The sequence below is a fragment of the Halobiforma lacisalsi AJ5 genome (genome assembly GCF_000226975.2).
GTDB classification, from domain to species: Archaea; Halobacteriota; Halobacteria; order Halobacteriales; family Natrialbaceae; genus Natronobacterium; species Natronobacterium lacisalsi.
The window spans coordinates 2652441-2667190 of the sequence record NZ_CP019285.1 but is presented as its reverse complement, the minus strand read 5'-3'; the positions used below and the strand labels follow the sequence as shown (position 1 = coordinate 2667190).

Sequence of the window (14750 nt, the reverse complement as noted above, 5' to 3'; positions counted from 1 at the left end):
CCAATAGTATGAGAAACGCGTATATAAGCGTTTCCCATAATCGGCCAGTACTTGACCCGTTTCTAATACATATTCACTGGATTAGATTTTCATAAGTTATGAGATGGTTATTAGACAACGGATATCCACGAAATATTTTCGGTATCGGGCCGGATTAGTGGCAAGGAACAGGTAGGAACTGACAGATGGAATTTATTAAAAGCAAGAAGGCGGCGAGTTGAAGAGCGTCGAATGACTTGCAACGGCCCCATAATTATAATATTCTATAATTCACTTTGTTTCGCGGGAGGATTTTTCGTATTCTGTTCGTGATACATCCGTCGACGATCGGGCGTTCCGGCCGGCTCGGACCGGCCGAGGGTTACGCCGATCGGGTCGCGTATACGGCGTACGCGACTCGCCAGCCGACCAGTGCGACGAGCCCGGTCCCGGTCATGACGACCGTAAACGTCCACGGTGCGTCGCCCGCGAACACTGGCGACCCACGCAGGATGAAGCCCACGTTCGCCGCCGCGATCCAGCTCACAGCCGTCAGGCGGGCGACTCGAGAGGGAGTCGTCGCGACGCCGCGGGCGTACAGCCCGACCAGAATCGATGCCGCGATCCAGCCGATCGCGAACGGAACGATAGTCTCCAGCGATGCCAGCGGCTCGGTAACGATATTGACGTCGTGGGAACGCTGTCCGACGAGGATCAAGGCGACGAGGACCGCGAGATCGGCGACACCGAGCGGTAGCGCGTCTCGATCGAAGAGACTGCGTCCGGTGCCGGCTCGAGTTGCCGTGTCCATATCGACCGATGGGTGCCCCGGCACTATCGGTGTCCCGGTTCGCGACGCTTCGCCCGCGGCCCGTTCGCGGCCGGACGATGGGGAGCGAACGCCTGCCGGACGACCGCTGTCCGAACGACGTCGTTCGACGGAACGGGCGACTGACGAACTGACCTCTTGCAGGCGAGACGTCCCTCTCGGGACGCTTCGGTATTCGTATCGGTCATCGGTCAGCAGAACTCGTCCCTCGAGCGGCCGTAGACCGGTCTTACGCTCCGCTCGTGGACGTCCCGTCGGGTGTTTTCGCGTTTCGTAATTACCACACAGGACTCATAAGGGATGGCTGCGAACCACTGCGACTGTGTCGGGGCAACGACGAACGCGAACCGCGTGTGACGGCTGTGATCGGACAGTCCCCGAAGCGGAGGCGACGACGGTGACGATGCCCGGCGGGGAGCGGGTGACCTGCTGTCCCGAGTGTGCCGAACACGCGCGGGCGGTGACGGACCGGGCCGACGACCGCTCGGCGCCGCTCGATTCGGCCCGCACCCGTTCCGGCTCCCGTACTCGCACGACCCCCTCCTCCCCCGATTCCGGCGGCTCCGAACCCCGGTCCGGCGACTCCTCGAACGCCGGGCGAACCGGCACCTCGAGCGCCCGCTCCGGGAGTTCTACTCGGGTCACGGAGTCGACCGGTAACTCCTCGATCGATCACCAGCGAGCCACCTGCGACGGGTGTGCCCAGTCCGTTCCCGAGACGGACCTCGAGACGCTCATGGTGACCGACGGAACGACGCTCTCCTGTTGTCGGTCGTGTGCGATCGAGGCTGCGAAACGGGACGACGTGTTCCGGCCGGGCGGCGTGGACCGCGATAGCGGATCCGGGCCCGACTCGAGCACCCGGACCGAGACGGGGACGACGAATGCATCGGACGTCTCGAGTTCCCGTTCCGACTCGAGTGACGACGGCATCGATGGCACCGGCTCCTCGCTGACCGACGACTGTGACTCCGACCGGGACCGAGATCGAGACCGAACCCGAAACCGGTGTACGCAGTGTCGCGACGCCGTCGCCGTCGAACGCTACCGCGTCACGACGATCGACGGCCGAACCGAGTGGCTCTGTCCCGCCTGCAAGGACGAGGCCGAGGAAAACGGTATCCTCGAGTCGGTGGCCATGCGGACGACGCGGGCCCGCGAGGTCCTCGGCGTGGGGGACGACGCGACGCTCGAGGAGATCCACGAGGCCTACCGTGTGCAGGTCAAGCGAGCGCACCCCGATCGGCGGAGCGGTAGCCGCTCGGCGTTTCAGCTAGTCACCGATGCTTACGAGCGGTTGCGAGAAGCCGAGGACGACGCGTAACTGGCGACACGGCACGGATTACTGCCGGCGGCCGTTCGGTTCCTCGCGACCGAGGTAGCCGATCGTCCCCGGGTCGAAATAGTACCGCGAGCCACAGCCGTCACAGTCGGCCGACAGCCGGTGGCCGTTGCGGTGGAGTTTCCAGAGTTTCGTCTGGTCCCGGTCGATCTCGAGGACGACCGGTTGCTCACAGTTCGGAACCGTACAGGGAAACTGCACGTACCAGTTGGGTACCGACAGCGCGCCGAGGGGCGCGAGTTCGCTGCGGAGCCGACTGAGCAGGTTGAACACCGTCACCGAGGGGTTCTCCCGATCGATCGCGACGCCCTCCGCGTCGTCGACGAAGCCGGCGCGTCGCTTTTCGCTGTCGTACATCGGAACGATCGGGATCCCCTTCGCCCGGGCGTAGCCGATCTCCTGATGGATCCACTGGTTGTGCTCCGAACGCTCGGTCAACACTGCGACGACGACGTCGCTGTTGGCGATCCGGCCCTCGAGTCGCTTCCGCGAGCGGCCCGACTCGACCTCCTCGAGGGCGACGTGGACCCCGATGGGGAAGTTCTTGACCGTAGCGAACAGCTCCTGGACGAGTTCGACGTCGCCCGGCGCGTGCGAGACGTAGAGCTGTTCCCCCGGCATTGACTGAGGTACGTTACCCCTCCACCATTAATTTACGTGATCCTCACCCGTAGTTACCGTCTCGAGGACGCGCTCGGAGAATTCGACGTCGGAGAGCTCGATCCCGAGCCGGTCGAACCAGTCGGCCTCGACGTGCCAGCGCCCGCGCAGGTCGCCGTCCGTCGTCAGCGAGGTCGCCTCGAGTCGGCCGGGGGTCCACTCCCGCTCGTCGGCGATCGAGAGCAGGGTTCGGACGACCGCGCCGACCTCGTCGCTCGTGACGACTGGGGGTTCCGCGACGGCCTCGTATTCGAGGGCGAACGCGGGACGTGTGCCCCCGCTCGCCTCGATCTCGCCGTCCTCCCCTTCGCCGTCCCCGTCCAGTCGCTGGCACGACTCCACGTAGATCCCGTGGCTCATGAGTCGGTTCTCGAGCGCGACGGCCACCGGTCGCTCGTCGGTCATGGGTGGTCGTTGGACGAGTACCGAGAAAAGTGATTGTGGTCGGACGACGGGACGACGACGCCGAAGATCAGAGCGGATCGACCAGATCCTCGAGCGCGGCCCGCGGATCGTCGGCCTTGGCGACCCCGCTGGCGAGCAACACGCCCTCGGCTCCGAGGTCGCCGGCCGCGACGACGTCGTCACCGGTACTGATTCCCGCGCCACAGAGGACCGAGACGTCCGGGTCGACGTTCCGGGCAGCCTCGACGGCATCCTCGACGACCTCGGGGTCGGCCTGGCTGACCGGGGTCCCCGTCCCGATGAGTTCCGGCGGTTCGACGGCGACGGCGTCCGGCCCGAGCGCCGCCGCGGCACCGATCTGTTCGGGGTTGTTTGCGCAGACGACGGTCTCGAGGCCGGCGCGTTCGGCCGCCTCGACGGCGCCGTCGATGTCGGCGAGTTTCAGCCGCCGCTCGGAGTGGTTGATTAGCGTCCCGTCCGCCCCCGCGTCGGCGAGCGACTCGGCGAGCGCGTGACCGGTGTTGCTCCCGTAGTCGATCGGGTCGACGTGCTGGGCCCAGGTTTCGACGCCGGTTTCGGCCACGCGCTCGAGGTGGGCCGCCTGCGGGGCGACCACCAGCCGGGCGTCAGTCGCTTCGTCGACGTCGCGTACCGCCGTCGCGACGTCGACCGGATCACACGGATACGTCTTCAGGTTGACGAGGACGAACATGGGCGTGAGAGGGCCCGCACGAAAGAAATAGCTTGCGAGTCATCGACGAGGATGGACGTGGGCCGAGAAGAGCGACGGACGGCGGAAAAACTCGCGGACGAACCGGCTGGTCCGGGCCGCCTCAGTCCTTGCGTTTGACGACGTCGCCCAGCGTGTAGCTGCCCGACGAGGAGCCGCCGGACCACTCCGAATCGTCGCCGGAACCACTCTGGGCGCTGAGTTCGATCTCGAGGAACCGCTCGAGTTTCGACTGGACCTGGTCGCTGGGCAGGGTGTCGCCGCGCTCGATCTTCCGGATGAGGCTCGCCTTCTCGTTCAACTCGTTGGCGAGATCGGACTGGCTGAGCCCCTTCTGCTCGCGGGCCTTCCGGACGCGCTCGTCGTAGTCGGTGGCGAGTTCGTCCATGTCGTCGAACATGTCCGAGCGGGAGCGACCGCCGGAGCCACCGGAACCGCCGGAACGACTCGAGGAGCTTCCGCCCGTCGAGCCACCCGAACTCGAGCCGCCCGAACCCGACGAGGAACTGCTCGAGCCGGTCGAGTACTTCGTCGAGGAGCCGGAGCTAGAGGTCTGGGTGACCTCGGTGCCGAAATCGGTGCAGTTCGAACATACGTCTAACTTCGCACCCTCGACTTTGATGGTCTTCGGAGACGACGTCTCGGCGCCACACATCTCGCACTGAACCATGCCCGAAGCTATATCGCGGCGAGCCATAAAGGATGCGGCGCGGTCCCCGGAATTGAGAGGTTCGCGGTCAGTCCAGGGCCGACCAGGAGTAGGCGAACCGCTGGAGGGCGGTCAGGTGGCCGACGGCCGCGAGGAAGACTAGCAACCAGCCGACCAGCCCCCAGCCGCCGTAGGTACCCGTAAAGGGATAGGCCAGGAAGCCGACGAACCCGATGATCGCCAGCCGGTCGGCGCGACCGACGGCCCCGCCGTAGACCCGCTCGAGGCCGACCGCCTGGGCCTGCGTGCCGAGATAGGATGTCATCACGACGCCGGTCACGGCCAGGAAGCCGAGGAAGTAGTCGAGGATCCCGGCCGCGAGGCCGCCGATGACGACGATGTCGGCGTAGCGATCCAGGACGTGATCCAGCAGGTCGCCGGACGACGACGCGACGTCCTGTTCGCGCGCGAGCGCGCCGTCGATGATGTCGAGCCAGCCGTTGAGGAAGACCAGCACCGCCCCGGCGACGTACCAGATCGGATCGGCGCGGCCACCGAGCAAGAAGGCGGCCCCGGCCAGGATCGCCGTCCCGAACGCGAGGACGCTCACCCCGTTCGGCGTCAGCCCGACGCGGTCGAACCCCGCGACGAACGGGTCGAGAAACGGCGAGATGTACGGGCGAAGCTGATCCAGCGTCATGTGAGATACCCCATGAAGTCGACCTCGCCGGCACTCGGTTCCCGATCCCCGGTGACGACCGCCTCGAGCGCATCGGCAACCCCGTCGGGATCACGGTCGGTCGTGTCGATCTCGTAGACCGACTCGAGGCCGTGCTCCTCGACCGCTTCCGAGAGGACGACGTCTAAGGCTTCGCTCTCGGCGTTCTCCGCGGCTTTCGCCTCGGTCTCGCCGCGCTCGAGTAGTCGCTCCTCGAGTCGCTCGGGTTCACACCGGAGGACCGCCACGCGGTCCGCCTCGAAGTGGTGGGCGAGGTGGGATTCGACGACCCCTTCCCGACCCTCGAGCCACTCCGCGAGCGCGTCGAGGTCCGCGACCTTGCTCTCGCGTTCGGCGTCGACCTCGGTGTACAGCCCCTCGCGCTCGAGGACGCGGTTGAGGTGGACCACCTCGAGGTCCGGCAGGGAGTCGTCTTCGGCGAGTCGCCCCTCGAGCAGGTCGGCCGCGGTTGTCTTCCCAGTGCCGGGGGTGCCGGTGACGGCGACTCTCACGCGTCGGTCACCTCCTGGCTATCGGGGTCGGATTCGGATTCGGCTCCCGAGTCGACCTCAGCGAGCACCGCGTTGACCGTCTCGACCGCACGTTCGGTCTCCTCCTCGGTGCCGCAGGTAATCCGGATACACTCCGGCAGCCCGAAACTCGTGCAGTCGCGGACGATGACACCCCGTCGCTGTGCTTCCTCGGCGACCCGCTCGGCGTCGCCGACGTCGACGAGGACGAAGTTCCCCTCGCTCTCCCAGACGGGAGCCTCGAGGTGTTCGCGCATGTACGCGCGGGACTCGCGGGCCGTCCCGACCGTCCGCTCGACGTGCTCGTCGTCGTCGATGGCGGCCAGCCCGGCCCGGCAGGCCAGTTCGCTGGCGGCGAAGGGGGTGTTCACGCGGGCGTAGGCGTCGCCCCACTCCTCGGGGACGACGGCGTACCCCAGCCGGATTCCGGCCAGGCCGTAGGCCTTCGAGAACGTCCGGAGGACGGCGACGTCGTCGCGGGCCTCGAACCCGTTCCGGCCCTCGATCAGCGCGAGGGCGCTGTCCCGGTCCGCGAACTCGCCGTAAGCCTCGTCGACGACGACCAGCGTTTCGTCGTCGGTGCGCTCGGCGATCTCGGCGACGTCCTCGAGCGGGATCGTCGATCCCGTCGGGTTGTGCGGACTGGTGAGATAGACCATCCGGTCGCCGTCGTAGGACTCGAGGACGGTCGCGGCGTCCTGTGCGAAGTCGTCGGCCTTCGAGAGTTCGTACTCCCGGACGTCGCCGTGGTGGAACCGGGCGCTCATCCCGTAGTAGGCGAAGCCGGGTGCGGGGACGAGTACGTCGTCGCCTGGCTCGAGGACGGCCCGCGAGAGGTAGTCGATCGCGCCGTCGCCGCCGTTTGCCAGCCACACCTGCTCGTCGTCGACGTCCCACTGCTCGGCGATGGCGGCGGTGAGGTCCGCGTGGGCGGCTTTCGGGTAGGAACTGACGTTCGAGGCGGTCTCGCGGATCGCGACGGCGGCCGCAGGGGAGGGGCCGTGGGGGTTCTCGTTCGAGGCGAGTTTGACGAACTCGGAGGGGTCCCGGTCGAGTTCCCGGGCGACTTCCTCGATCCCCCGACCGGCTTCGTACGCGACGTGGTCGGAGAGGTCTCGCGGTTGCATACGGGAACCCTGTTGCCGATGGCTCTTAAGGGTGCTCACCTCTCTCGAGGGCCGTAGGCGATCGGACCGGTCCCGGCCCGGTCACCAATCGCTACGTAGGGGCCGGGAGCAGGACGCGTATGGACATCGTCGAGAACACCCTCGAGTGCCCGATCGAGGACGTCCTCGAGCGGCCGCTGTTTTGTTTCCTCGGGACCGTTTCACCTGACGCGGCACCAGAGTATCCCCGCTGTGGTTCCGCTGGGAGGACGAGCGGGTCTGGATCATCGCCGATACCGAGAAGTCCTACGTCGATCGCGTTGCGGCGGAACCCCGAACCGCACTCGCCGTCGTCGACTTCGACGTCGCTGGCGGTCGCCTCCACCACGTCGGGATGCGCGGCCGCACCGACGTCGTCCCGTTCGACGAGGACCGTGCCGAGCGACTCCTCCGGCGGTATCTCGGCGCCGACCGGAGCGAGTGGGGCCCGCGGTTCAGGGGCCTCGATCCCGATCGCTGGCAGTTCGTCCGCTTCGACCCGGGGACGGTCGTGGCTCGCGACCAGTCGTTCGTTCCGGCGCTCGAGGCCCGTTCGGACGGGTAAGACGCGTCGGAGGGCGGATTGACGTTCGAATACTCTCGATCGTGGTACCGTTACCCTCGGAAGACTTATCCGGGTACCGGCCATACGTTTGTTTGTAATGGCAAACGGTAACGTTGATTTCTTCAACGACACTGGCGGCTACGGTTTCATTTCGACGGACGACGCGGACGACGACGTATTCTTCCACATGGAAGACGTTGGCGGCCCGGACCTCGAGGAAGGACAGGACGTCGAATTCGACATTGAACAGGCCCCCAAGGGCCCCCGCGCGACGAACCTCGTCCGCAACTAATCTCGCTTCGAACTGCCGTCTGACGGCATTTCTGACGCGATTCAGTTTTTTGTAACCAACGATAGAGAGCGACGGCGCTACGACCGCAACCGCTCGACGCGCTCGAGCGTGTCCGCGTCCTCGGGTGATTTGTCGTCTCGTACTGCCTGGAACCGCGGGAACCGCAGCGCGTAGCCCGACGAATACGTCGGCGAGGTCTGGATCTCTTCGTAGCCGACCTCGAAGACGACGGCGGGCTCGAGGTCGACCACCTGGCCCTCCTCCGCGGCGATGTGTGGCTCGAGTAACTCCGTCAGGTCGGCCAGTTTCTCGTCGGTGATCCCGGTCGCGACCTTGCCGACGGTTTCCAGGTCGCCCGTCGCCTCGTCGCGCACGGAGAGTTCGAAGGTGCCGAGGAAAGTCGCCCGTCGTCCTTCGCCCCACTCCGCACCCGTCACCACGCAGTCGAGCGTCTCCACGTCGGGCTTGCGCTTGCGCCAGTTCTTCCCGCGTCGGCCGGGCGAGTACGCGGAGTCGGGGTTCTTGAGCATGATCCCCTCGTGGCCGGCCTCGAGCGCCTCGGCGTCGATCGACTCGATCTCGTCGGGGTCGTCGGCGAGCCACAGCAGGGAGAGGCCGTCGACGTCGTCGGGGTCCTGCTGCGGATCGTCGCGCAGCACCCCCTCGAGTCGGTCGTGTCTCGCGGTCAGGGGCTCCTCGAGCAGGTCGTCGCCGTCGGCGTGCAGACAGTCGAAGAACACCGGTCGGACGGCGACGTCCTCGCGGGCCTTCGCGACGTCGTGTTTCCGGCGGAACCGCTTGAGGACCTCCTGGAACCGGAGGGGGTTGCCCGCGTCGTCGACTGCGACGACCTCGCCGTCCAGGATGGCCGGTCCCTCGAGCGTCCCCTCGGCGAACTCGACGATCTCGGGGAGCGCGCCGGTGACGTCCTCCATGTTCCGGGAGAAGAGGCGGGTCGTCGCGTCGTCGTCCTCACCGGCGGCCGACTCGAGGCCGTCCGGGTCGTGGTGCAACTGGATCCGCGCGCCGTCGTACTTCCACTCGACGGCGGCTTCCTCCCACTCCTCCAGGGCGTCGGTCACGGTCCCGGCCTGGGCGAGCATCGCCTGCACGGGCCGGCCGACGGCCAGTTCCATCGCGTCCAGCCCCTCGAGCCCTTCGTCGCGGGCGACGCGGGCGACCTCGCCGTAGTCGTTCGAGACTTGCAGGGCCCGCTCGACGCGCTCCTCGGGGACCTCGAAGGCCGCGGCGACGGCGTCGCGGACGGTGCCCTCGCCGACGCCGATCCGCATCTCCGAGAGGACGAGGCGGGCGAGATACCGGGCCTCGTCGCTCGAGCAGCGGTTGAACAGCCCGAAGAGGATGTCGACCTTGCGGTCCTCGCTGCCCTCGCCCTCGGCGGCGGCGAGGTCGACGAGTTCGTCGTGGACCTCGCGCACGGTGAGGTCGTCGTCGCCGCTGCCCCCGTCGCCGGCGGCGAAGGCGTCCAGTCCGCGCTGGCCGCCGAAGTCGTAGCTCGCGGCCACGTCGCCGATCTCGCCCACGTCGGCGAGGCGCTCCTCGACGTCGTCGGCGTCGACGTTCTGCCCGGCGGCGCGGGCGATCGCCTCGTAGCAGGCGCTGGGTCCGATATCGAGGGTGGTCGAGTCCCACGCCGGGAACACCCGTCCCTGGACGAAGCGGGCGACGATCTCGACGGTCGCGATTCGGTCGTCGGCTCCGTTCTCGGCGTCTCCTGCGTCCTCGAGGAGGTCCCGCACGTGAGCGACGATCTCTAGATCCGCGGGTTCGGCTTCGATCGCGGCGGCTCGGTCGGCGAACGTGGCGAACTCCATCGGCGGTGTCTATCGCCGGGGGAAGTAAAACGGTTCTGAGATGCACGAACCTCGGACGGTCCGCTCGCGGCGACGTCCTACCGGGTCGCCCTGATCCCGACGAACGAGCCCTCGCCGTACCCCTCCTCGACCGGCTCGGGGCCGTCGATCTCGTCGAGCCAGTGGTAGATCGTCTGGACGTACTCGAAGTCAGTGAAGCCGGTCGCCTCGAGTCGATCGACGAGTTCGTCGGTCGAAACGAACGTCGCGTCCCGGTAGAACGGGTTGTGCTCTTTCATCTCCTGGTATTTGCGGCCGACGGGACTTTCCCTGTCGATGTACCCGATCACGAGGCTCCCCGACGGCCGGAGGACGCGATCGGCCTCGGCCAGCGTCGCCGGAATATCGTCGACGAAACAGATCGCAGTCACGATCAACGCGGTGTCGAAACTCCCGTCCCGAAACGGGAGGGATTCGGCGACACCGCGAACCGCGTCGACGTCCCGCTCGCGGGCGCGCTCGAGCATCGCCTCGGCCGGATCGATGCCGACCTCGATCCCGAGGGGCGCAGCGAACCGCGCGCTGCCGACGCCGATCTCGAGTCCGCGGCCGGTCGACGGGACGAGTCGCTCGAGCGCCTCGAGTTCGGACCGATAGGCGTCCCCGTGTTCCTCGAACCAGCCCTCGTAGCGTTCGGCGTGTTCCTCGAACGGAGCCGTCGTGGGCATACTCGGCGATAGGATGCGGAGCACCACTAACGTTGGGCCCCGTTCCCGACCCGTGCTGGCTTCCCGCGGCAGGGCCCGCCGTTTTGACCCTGGACGTGGAACGATTCCGGGATGGACCCGACCGAATTTCGGACGGCCGACGGACGACCCGACGAACGGCTGGCGACCGACGGTGCCGGCTCCGGTTCCGGGGACGAGGGAGGCGGGACGCTCGTCGCCCTCGCCTCCCGGGACGGCGTCCTCGTGGCGGCCGACACGCGCGTGAGCGACGGCACCGTCGTCACCGGCGAGCGCGCCCGAAAACTCGAGAAGGTTCACCCAACCGCCGCGATGGGATCGGCCGACGGCCCCGGGAGCGTGCGATCGATCGTTCAGGTCGTCCGTTCCGCTGCCGACCACTACGAGAACGAGCGAGGCCGCCCGATGACGATGCCGGCACTCGGGAACGCCGCGTCCGCGGAGATCCGGTCCGAGTCGGACGCCGGTGCGTTCGTCCTCGGCGGCGTCGACGACGACGGGCCGCAGGTCTTCCACCTGCACCCCGACGGCGGCGTCTTCGAGGAGGATCACGTTGCGATCGGGAGCGGCCGCGAGGCCGCCGCGGGCGTTCTCGAGGCCGAGGCGACGGACTCGCTCGCGATAGCCGACGCGAGACGGGTCGCCGCTCGAGCCCTCGAGAGCAGTGCCGAACGCGACGCTCGAACCGGTTTCGGCGTGCACGTCGCCGAGATCACGGCGAGCGGGGTCGACCTCGAGGAACTGGATTCGACCGACGAACTCCGATAGAGCACCTGTCGCCGACACCGAAGTACGCTCGCCCCGGTTCCCGGACACCCTCGAGAGACGTGCTTTCAAGTCCGTCGGGCGCACACTCGGAGGTATGCCAGAAGCGGAACTCGCGACGCGGGTCGCGGACGTCCTGTCCGTCGACACCGACGACTTCCGGCGGCGGGCCGAGGAGGACGCCGAGGTGATCAAAGACGCCGTCGAGGACGGCGTGTTCGACAACCCCCAGGCGATCGTCGGCCTCGAGTACGAGTTCTACGCCGTCAAGGACGACGACTGCGCGCTCCGGCGAGTTCCGCGCCGGTTGCTCGAGCTCATCGGCTTCGAGAAGGAACTAGGGCTGCACAACGCCGAGATGACGACCAGCCCCCAGCCGCTGAACGCCGACGGCATCCTCGCCCAGGAGTCGGAGGTCAAGGCACGGCTCCGGACGGCGCTCGACGTGACCAAGTCCGAGCGGATGCGGCTGGTCAGCGACGCGCTCTGGACGCTGCCGCCGGAAGGCGAGGACGCGGGAACGTACCTGACCGACAGCGTCGAGCGGACGGTCGGCGACACCGACCGGACGATTCGGATCGCGACCAACATGAGCGATTCCGCCCGCTATCACGCGATGGCCAACACCGACCAGGCCAGCGCCGCGGGGATGTGCATCGAGGCTCCGAACGTCTCGCTGCAGGGAGATACGGTCATGCCCGAGAGCCTCATCACCTCGATCCAGCCTCACTACCAGGTCGCCCACGCCATCGACCTCCCCACCTACTTCAACTATGCGCTGCGGGTCGCCGGCCCGCTGCTCGCGCTGGGGGTCAACTCCCCGTTCTTTCCCGCCGACCTCTACGACGACGACGCGACTCCCGAGACGATCCTCGAGGACGGCTGGATGGAACACCGGATCAGCGTCTTCGAAACGGTCCTCAACGACCCCTCCACCGGCGAGGGGAAGGTGCGGTTCCCGCGGGACCTGAGCAGCGTCGACGAGGCCATCGACCGGGTCGCGACCGACGACACGATGGTACCGATGCCCGTCGAGGCCGGCGAGCGGTTCGACGACGAGTTCCCCCACTTCCGGCGCAAGCACGGCACCTACTGGCGGTGGGTGCGCCCGGTCTTCGGCGGCCCGACCCGGTCGGCCGCCAACGCCCGCATCGAGTTCCGGCCGATCCCCGCCCAGCCGACGGTGCGGGACTCCGTCTCCTTCCTCGCGGCCTTCGCCGGCCTGCTCGAGAGCCTGGTCCGACTCGAGCATCCGGTCCACGAACTCGACTGGCAGGTCGCCCGCGAGAACTTCTACGCGGCGATGCGGGAGGGGCTCGAGGCCGACCTCACCTGGATTACCAACGACGGGAAGGAGACGACCGATCCGCTCGACCTCTACGAGGACCTGCTCGCCCACGCCGAGGACGGCCTGACGAACCGGGGCCTCTCGGAGGAACAGGCCGCGAAGTACCTCTACCCGCTGCGCCGACGGGTGCGACAGCGGATGACGCCGGCCAGCTGGAAACGCGCCCAGGTGCGGGCGGCCCTCGAGGACGGCGCGGATCTCCCCGACGCGATCGGACGGATGCAGCGCCGGTACGTCGAACGACAGAGCGAGACGCTGCTCGAGGGGAGTTTCGCGGACTGGATCGTCGAGACCGACCGCGAGTGGGATCGGGAGTAGCGACGATCGGCTTGCCGGTTCCCTCACCCACGAGTATCCGCCCTTCGAACCCGTGGCCATGACACGACTCCCGCAACCCGGGTTCGGAACCTCCGGCCACGAGGGCGAGTCCTGCACGGAAGCGGTCCGGACTGCCCTCGAGACGGGCTACCGCCACGTCGACACCGCACAGATGTACGACAACGAGCGCGCTGTCGGCCGCGCGCTCGAGGAGACCGACGTCGACCGCGAGGACGTCTTCCTCGCGACGAAGGTCCACCCCTCGAACCTCGCGTACGACGACGTGATCGAGACGACCGAGGAGAGCCTCGAGCGACTCGGCGTCGACGCCGTCGACCTGCTGTACGTCCACTGGCCCGTCGACGCCTACGACCCCGAGGAGACCCTCCCCGCGTTCGACGAGGTCCGCGACCGCGGCTGGACCCGCCACGTCGGCGTGAGCAACTTCACCGTCGACCTGCTCGAGGAGGCCGTCGACGTCCTCGAGTCCCCGATCGCAGCCCACCAGATCGAACTCCACCCGCAACTCCAGCAGGACGACCTCGTCTCGGTCGCCCGCGACCACGACGTCGAGACGGTCGCCTACTGCCCGATCGCGCAGGGCGATGTCGCCGAAATCGACGTCCTCCGGGAGATCGCCGACGCACACGACGCGACGCCGGTCCAGGTCGCGCTGGCCTGGCACTACGGGCGGGACGGCGTCGTCCCGATCCCGAAAGGCACCGGCGACCACATCCGGGAGAACTACGAGGCGCTCGACCTCAAGTTGAGCGACGACGAACGCCGGCGAATCGCCGACCTGGATGCCGGCGAGCGACTGATCGACCCGGATCGGGCGGCCTGGAACCGGTAGCGACACCGCAGCCGCAGACGCGGCCACAAGCGATTAAGTGGCCACGGGCGAGAGTGTTGCGTATGGTTACTTTCCTCTCCGGAGGCACCGGAACCCCGAAGCTTTTAGACGGTGCCGGCGCGGTGTTTTCGCCGGAGGAGACGACGATCGTCGCCAATACGGGCGACGACATCGAACTCGGCGGTCTCTTCGTCTCGCCGGACGTCGACACGTTACTGTTTCAGGGCGGCGGAGTTCTCGATCGGGACACGTGGTGGGGAATCGACGGTGACACGCACCGGACCAACGCGGCGCTGATGGACCTCGCGGACGCCGCGGACCTCCCCGAGGGACCGCAGTATCTCCCCGAGGACAGACAGACCGCGGGTCGGCGACTCGCGAACTGGCGTCGCTTCTCCGGAATCGCCGAGTTCATGACTATCGGCGACCGCGATCGGGCCGTCCACATCACGCGGACCAGCCTCCTGGATCAGGGGGACACGCTGAGCGAGGCGACCGAGACGCTGGCCGACGCCTTCGGCCTCTCGGTCGACCTCCTGCCGATGAGCGACGATCCGGTCGCCAGCCTCGTCCACACCGAAGACGGGATGATGCACTTCCAGGAGTACTGGGTCGGCCACCGTGGCGACCCGACGGTCGAGACCGTCGAGTTCCGCGGCTCCTCGAAGGCCGAACCCGCGCCGGGCGTCCTCGAGGCGCTCGAGGACACGGTCGTCATCGGCCCGTCGAACCCCGTCACCAGCATCGGGCCGATGCTCGCCCTGCCCGGCTTCGCGGACGCCCTGGCGAAGACGACCGTCGTCGCCGTCTCGCCGTTCCTCGGGGACGAGGCGTTCTCCGGGCCGGCCGAGGACCTGATGGCGGCGGTCAACGCCGAGCCGGGCACGGAAGGACTGACGACGGCCTACCCCTTCGCCGACGCGTTCGTGGTCGACGAGGGCGACGACGCGACCTTCGACCAGCCGACGGTCAGGACCGACATCCGGATCGACGGCCCGAAGGACGCCAAGCGAGTAGCCCGGGCGATCGACGACGCGATCGGCCGTGTCGGCCGGGACTGAC

Annotated in this window: 17 protein-coding genes; 7 read left to right on the top strand and 10 right to left on the bottom strand. The window is 67.7% G+C overall.

Translation table 11 applies throughout. The annotated features are described in order from the left end of the window. Positions 1 to 361: 361 nt before the first annotated feature. Positions 362 to 790: a DUF3054 domain-containing protein gene (locus CHINAEXTREME_RS12875; protein ID WP_007141758.1), complete on the bottom strand. Its 429-nt coding sequence runs from the start codon at positions 788 to 790 to the stop codon at positions 362 to 364. A 340-nt stretch (positions 791 to 1130) separates the two neighbouring features. On the opposite strand from CHINAEXTREME_RS12875, the gene CHINAEXTREME_RS12870 reads away from it, so the two are divergent. Then, entirely contained in the window at positions 1131 to 2132 is a 1002-nt protein-coding gene (locus CHINAEXTREME_RS12870) for a J domain-containing protein (RefSeq protein WP_007141757.1), read from the top strand. Between the two features lie 18 nt (positions 2133 to 2150). Here the strand turns inward: CHINAEXTREME_RS12870 and CHINAEXTREME_RS12865 are convergent, their stop codons facing one another. The 7 genes from CHINAEXTREME_RS12865 to hisC form a co-directional block, all read right to left on the bottom strand. Then, positions 2151 to 2771, bottom strand: coding sequence for a toll/interleukin-1 receptor domain-containing protein (locus CHINAEXTREME_RS12865; RefSeq protein WP_007141756.1), 621 nt, complete (start codon positions 2769 to 2771; stop codon positions 2151 to 2153). Positions 2772 to 2798: 27 nt separating this feature from the next. Next, a complete protein-coding gene (locus tag CHINAEXTREME_RS12860; RefSeq protein WP_007141755.1) occupies positions 2799 to 3215 on the bottom strand; it encodes a hypothetical protein in 417 nt (138 codons plus the stop codon). 67 nt (positions 3216 to 3282) lie between these two features. Further along, positions 3283 to 3927, bottom strand: a complete 645-nt coding sequence (tpiA, locus tag CHINAEXTREME_RS12855) for a triose-phosphate isomerase (protein WP_007141754.1) — start codon at positions 3925 to 3927, stop codon at positions 3283 to 3285. 121 nt (positions 3928 to 4048) lie between these two features. Continuing rightward, a complete protein-coding gene (locus CHINAEXTREME_RS22255) occupies positions 4049 to 4615 on the bottom strand; it encodes a multiprotein bridging factor aMBF1 (protein WP_076738739.1) in 567 nt (188 codons plus the stop codon). Positions 4616 to 4682: 67 nt separating this feature from the next. Continuing rightward, positions 4683 to 5294, bottom strand: a complete 612-nt coding sequence (locus CHINAEXTREME_RS12845) for a CDP-alcohol phosphatidyltransferase family protein (protein WP_007141751.1) — start codon at positions 5292 to 5294, stop codon at positions 4683 to 4685. Continuing rightward, positions 5291 to 5824 (bottom strand): adenylate kinase family protein, encoded by a 534-nt coding sequence (locus tag CHINAEXTREME_RS12840; RefSeq protein WP_007141750.1) that lies wholly within the window; start codon positions 5822 to 5824, stop codon positions 5291 to 5293. Before CHINAEXTREME_RS12840 ends, CHINAEXTREME_RS12845 begins: the two co-directional genes overlap by 4 nt. Continuing rightward, positions 5821 to 6969 carry a histidinol-phosphate transaminase gene (gene hisC, locus CHINAEXTREME_RS12835; protein ID WP_007141749.1) on the bottom strand — a complete coding sequence of 383 codons (1149 nt, stop codon included), beginning with the start codon at positions 6967 to 6969 and terminating at the stop codon, positions 5821 to 5823. Before hisC ends, CHINAEXTREME_RS12840 begins: the two co-directional genes overlap by 4 nt. Positions 6970 to 7342: 373 nt before the next feature. Here hisC and CHINAEXTREME_RS22250 point away from each other — a divergent pair, with 373 nt between their 5' ends. Next, positions 7343 to 7552 carry a hypothetical protein gene (locus tag CHINAEXTREME_RS22250; RefSeq protein WP_007141747.1) on the top strand — a complete coding sequence of 70 codons (210 nt, stop codon included), beginning with the start codon at positions 7343 to 7345 and terminating at the stop codon, positions 7550 to 7552. Positions 7553 to 7649: 97 nt separating this feature from the next. Beyond that, positions 7650 to 7844, top strand: coding sequence for a cold-shock protein (locus tag CHINAEXTREME_RS12825; RefSeq protein WP_007141746.1), 195 nt, complete (start codon positions 7650 to 7652; stop codon positions 7842 to 7844). Positions 7845 to 7921: 77 nt separating this feature from the next. Here CHINAEXTREME_RS12825 and ligA read toward each other — a convergent pair whose 3' ends face one another. Continuing rightward, a complete protein-coding gene (gene ligA, locus CHINAEXTREME_RS12820) occupies positions 7922 to 9679 on the bottom strand; it encodes an ATP-dependent DNA ligase LigA (RefSeq protein WP_007141745.1) in 1758 nt (585 codons plus the stop codon). 77 nt (positions 9680 to 9756) lie between these two features. Further along, positions 9757 to 10386 (bottom strand): class I SAM-dependent methyltransferase, encoded by a 630-nt coding sequence (locus CHINAEXTREME_RS12815; RefSeq protein ID WP_007141744.1) that lies wholly within the window; start codon positions 10384 to 10386, stop codon positions 9757 to 9759. 111 nt (positions 10387 to 10497) lie between these two features. On the opposite strand from CHINAEXTREME_RS12815, the gene CHINAEXTREME_RS12810 reads away from it, so the two are divergent. From CHINAEXTREME_RS12810 to cofD, 4 genes are all read left to right on the top strand, one after another. Then, positions 10498 to 11172, top strand: a complete 675-nt coding sequence (locus CHINAEXTREME_RS12810) for an Ntn hydrolase family protein (protein ID WP_007141743.1) — start codon at positions 10498 to 10500, stop codon at positions 11170 to 11172. A gap of 94 nt (positions 11173 to 11266) precedes the next feature. Then, a complete protein-coding gene (locus tag CHINAEXTREME_RS12805; protein WP_007141742.1) occupies positions 11267 to 12835 on the top strand; it encodes a hypothetical protein in 1569 nt (522 codons plus the stop codon). 58 nt (positions 12836 to 12893) lie between these two features. After that, positions 12894 to 13688, top strand: coding sequence for an aldo/keto reductase (locus CHINAEXTREME_RS12800; protein WP_007141741.1), 795 nt, complete (start codon positions 12894 to 12896; stop codon positions 13686 to 13688). Between the two features lie 62 nt (positions 13689 to 13750). Beyond that, positions 13751 to 14749, top strand: coding sequence for a 2-phospho-L-lactate transferase (gene cofD / locus CHINAEXTREME_RS12795; RefSeq protein ID WP_029601647.1), 999 nt, complete (start codon positions 13751 to 13753; stop codon positions 14747 to 14749). Position 14750: the final 1 nt, after the last annotated feature.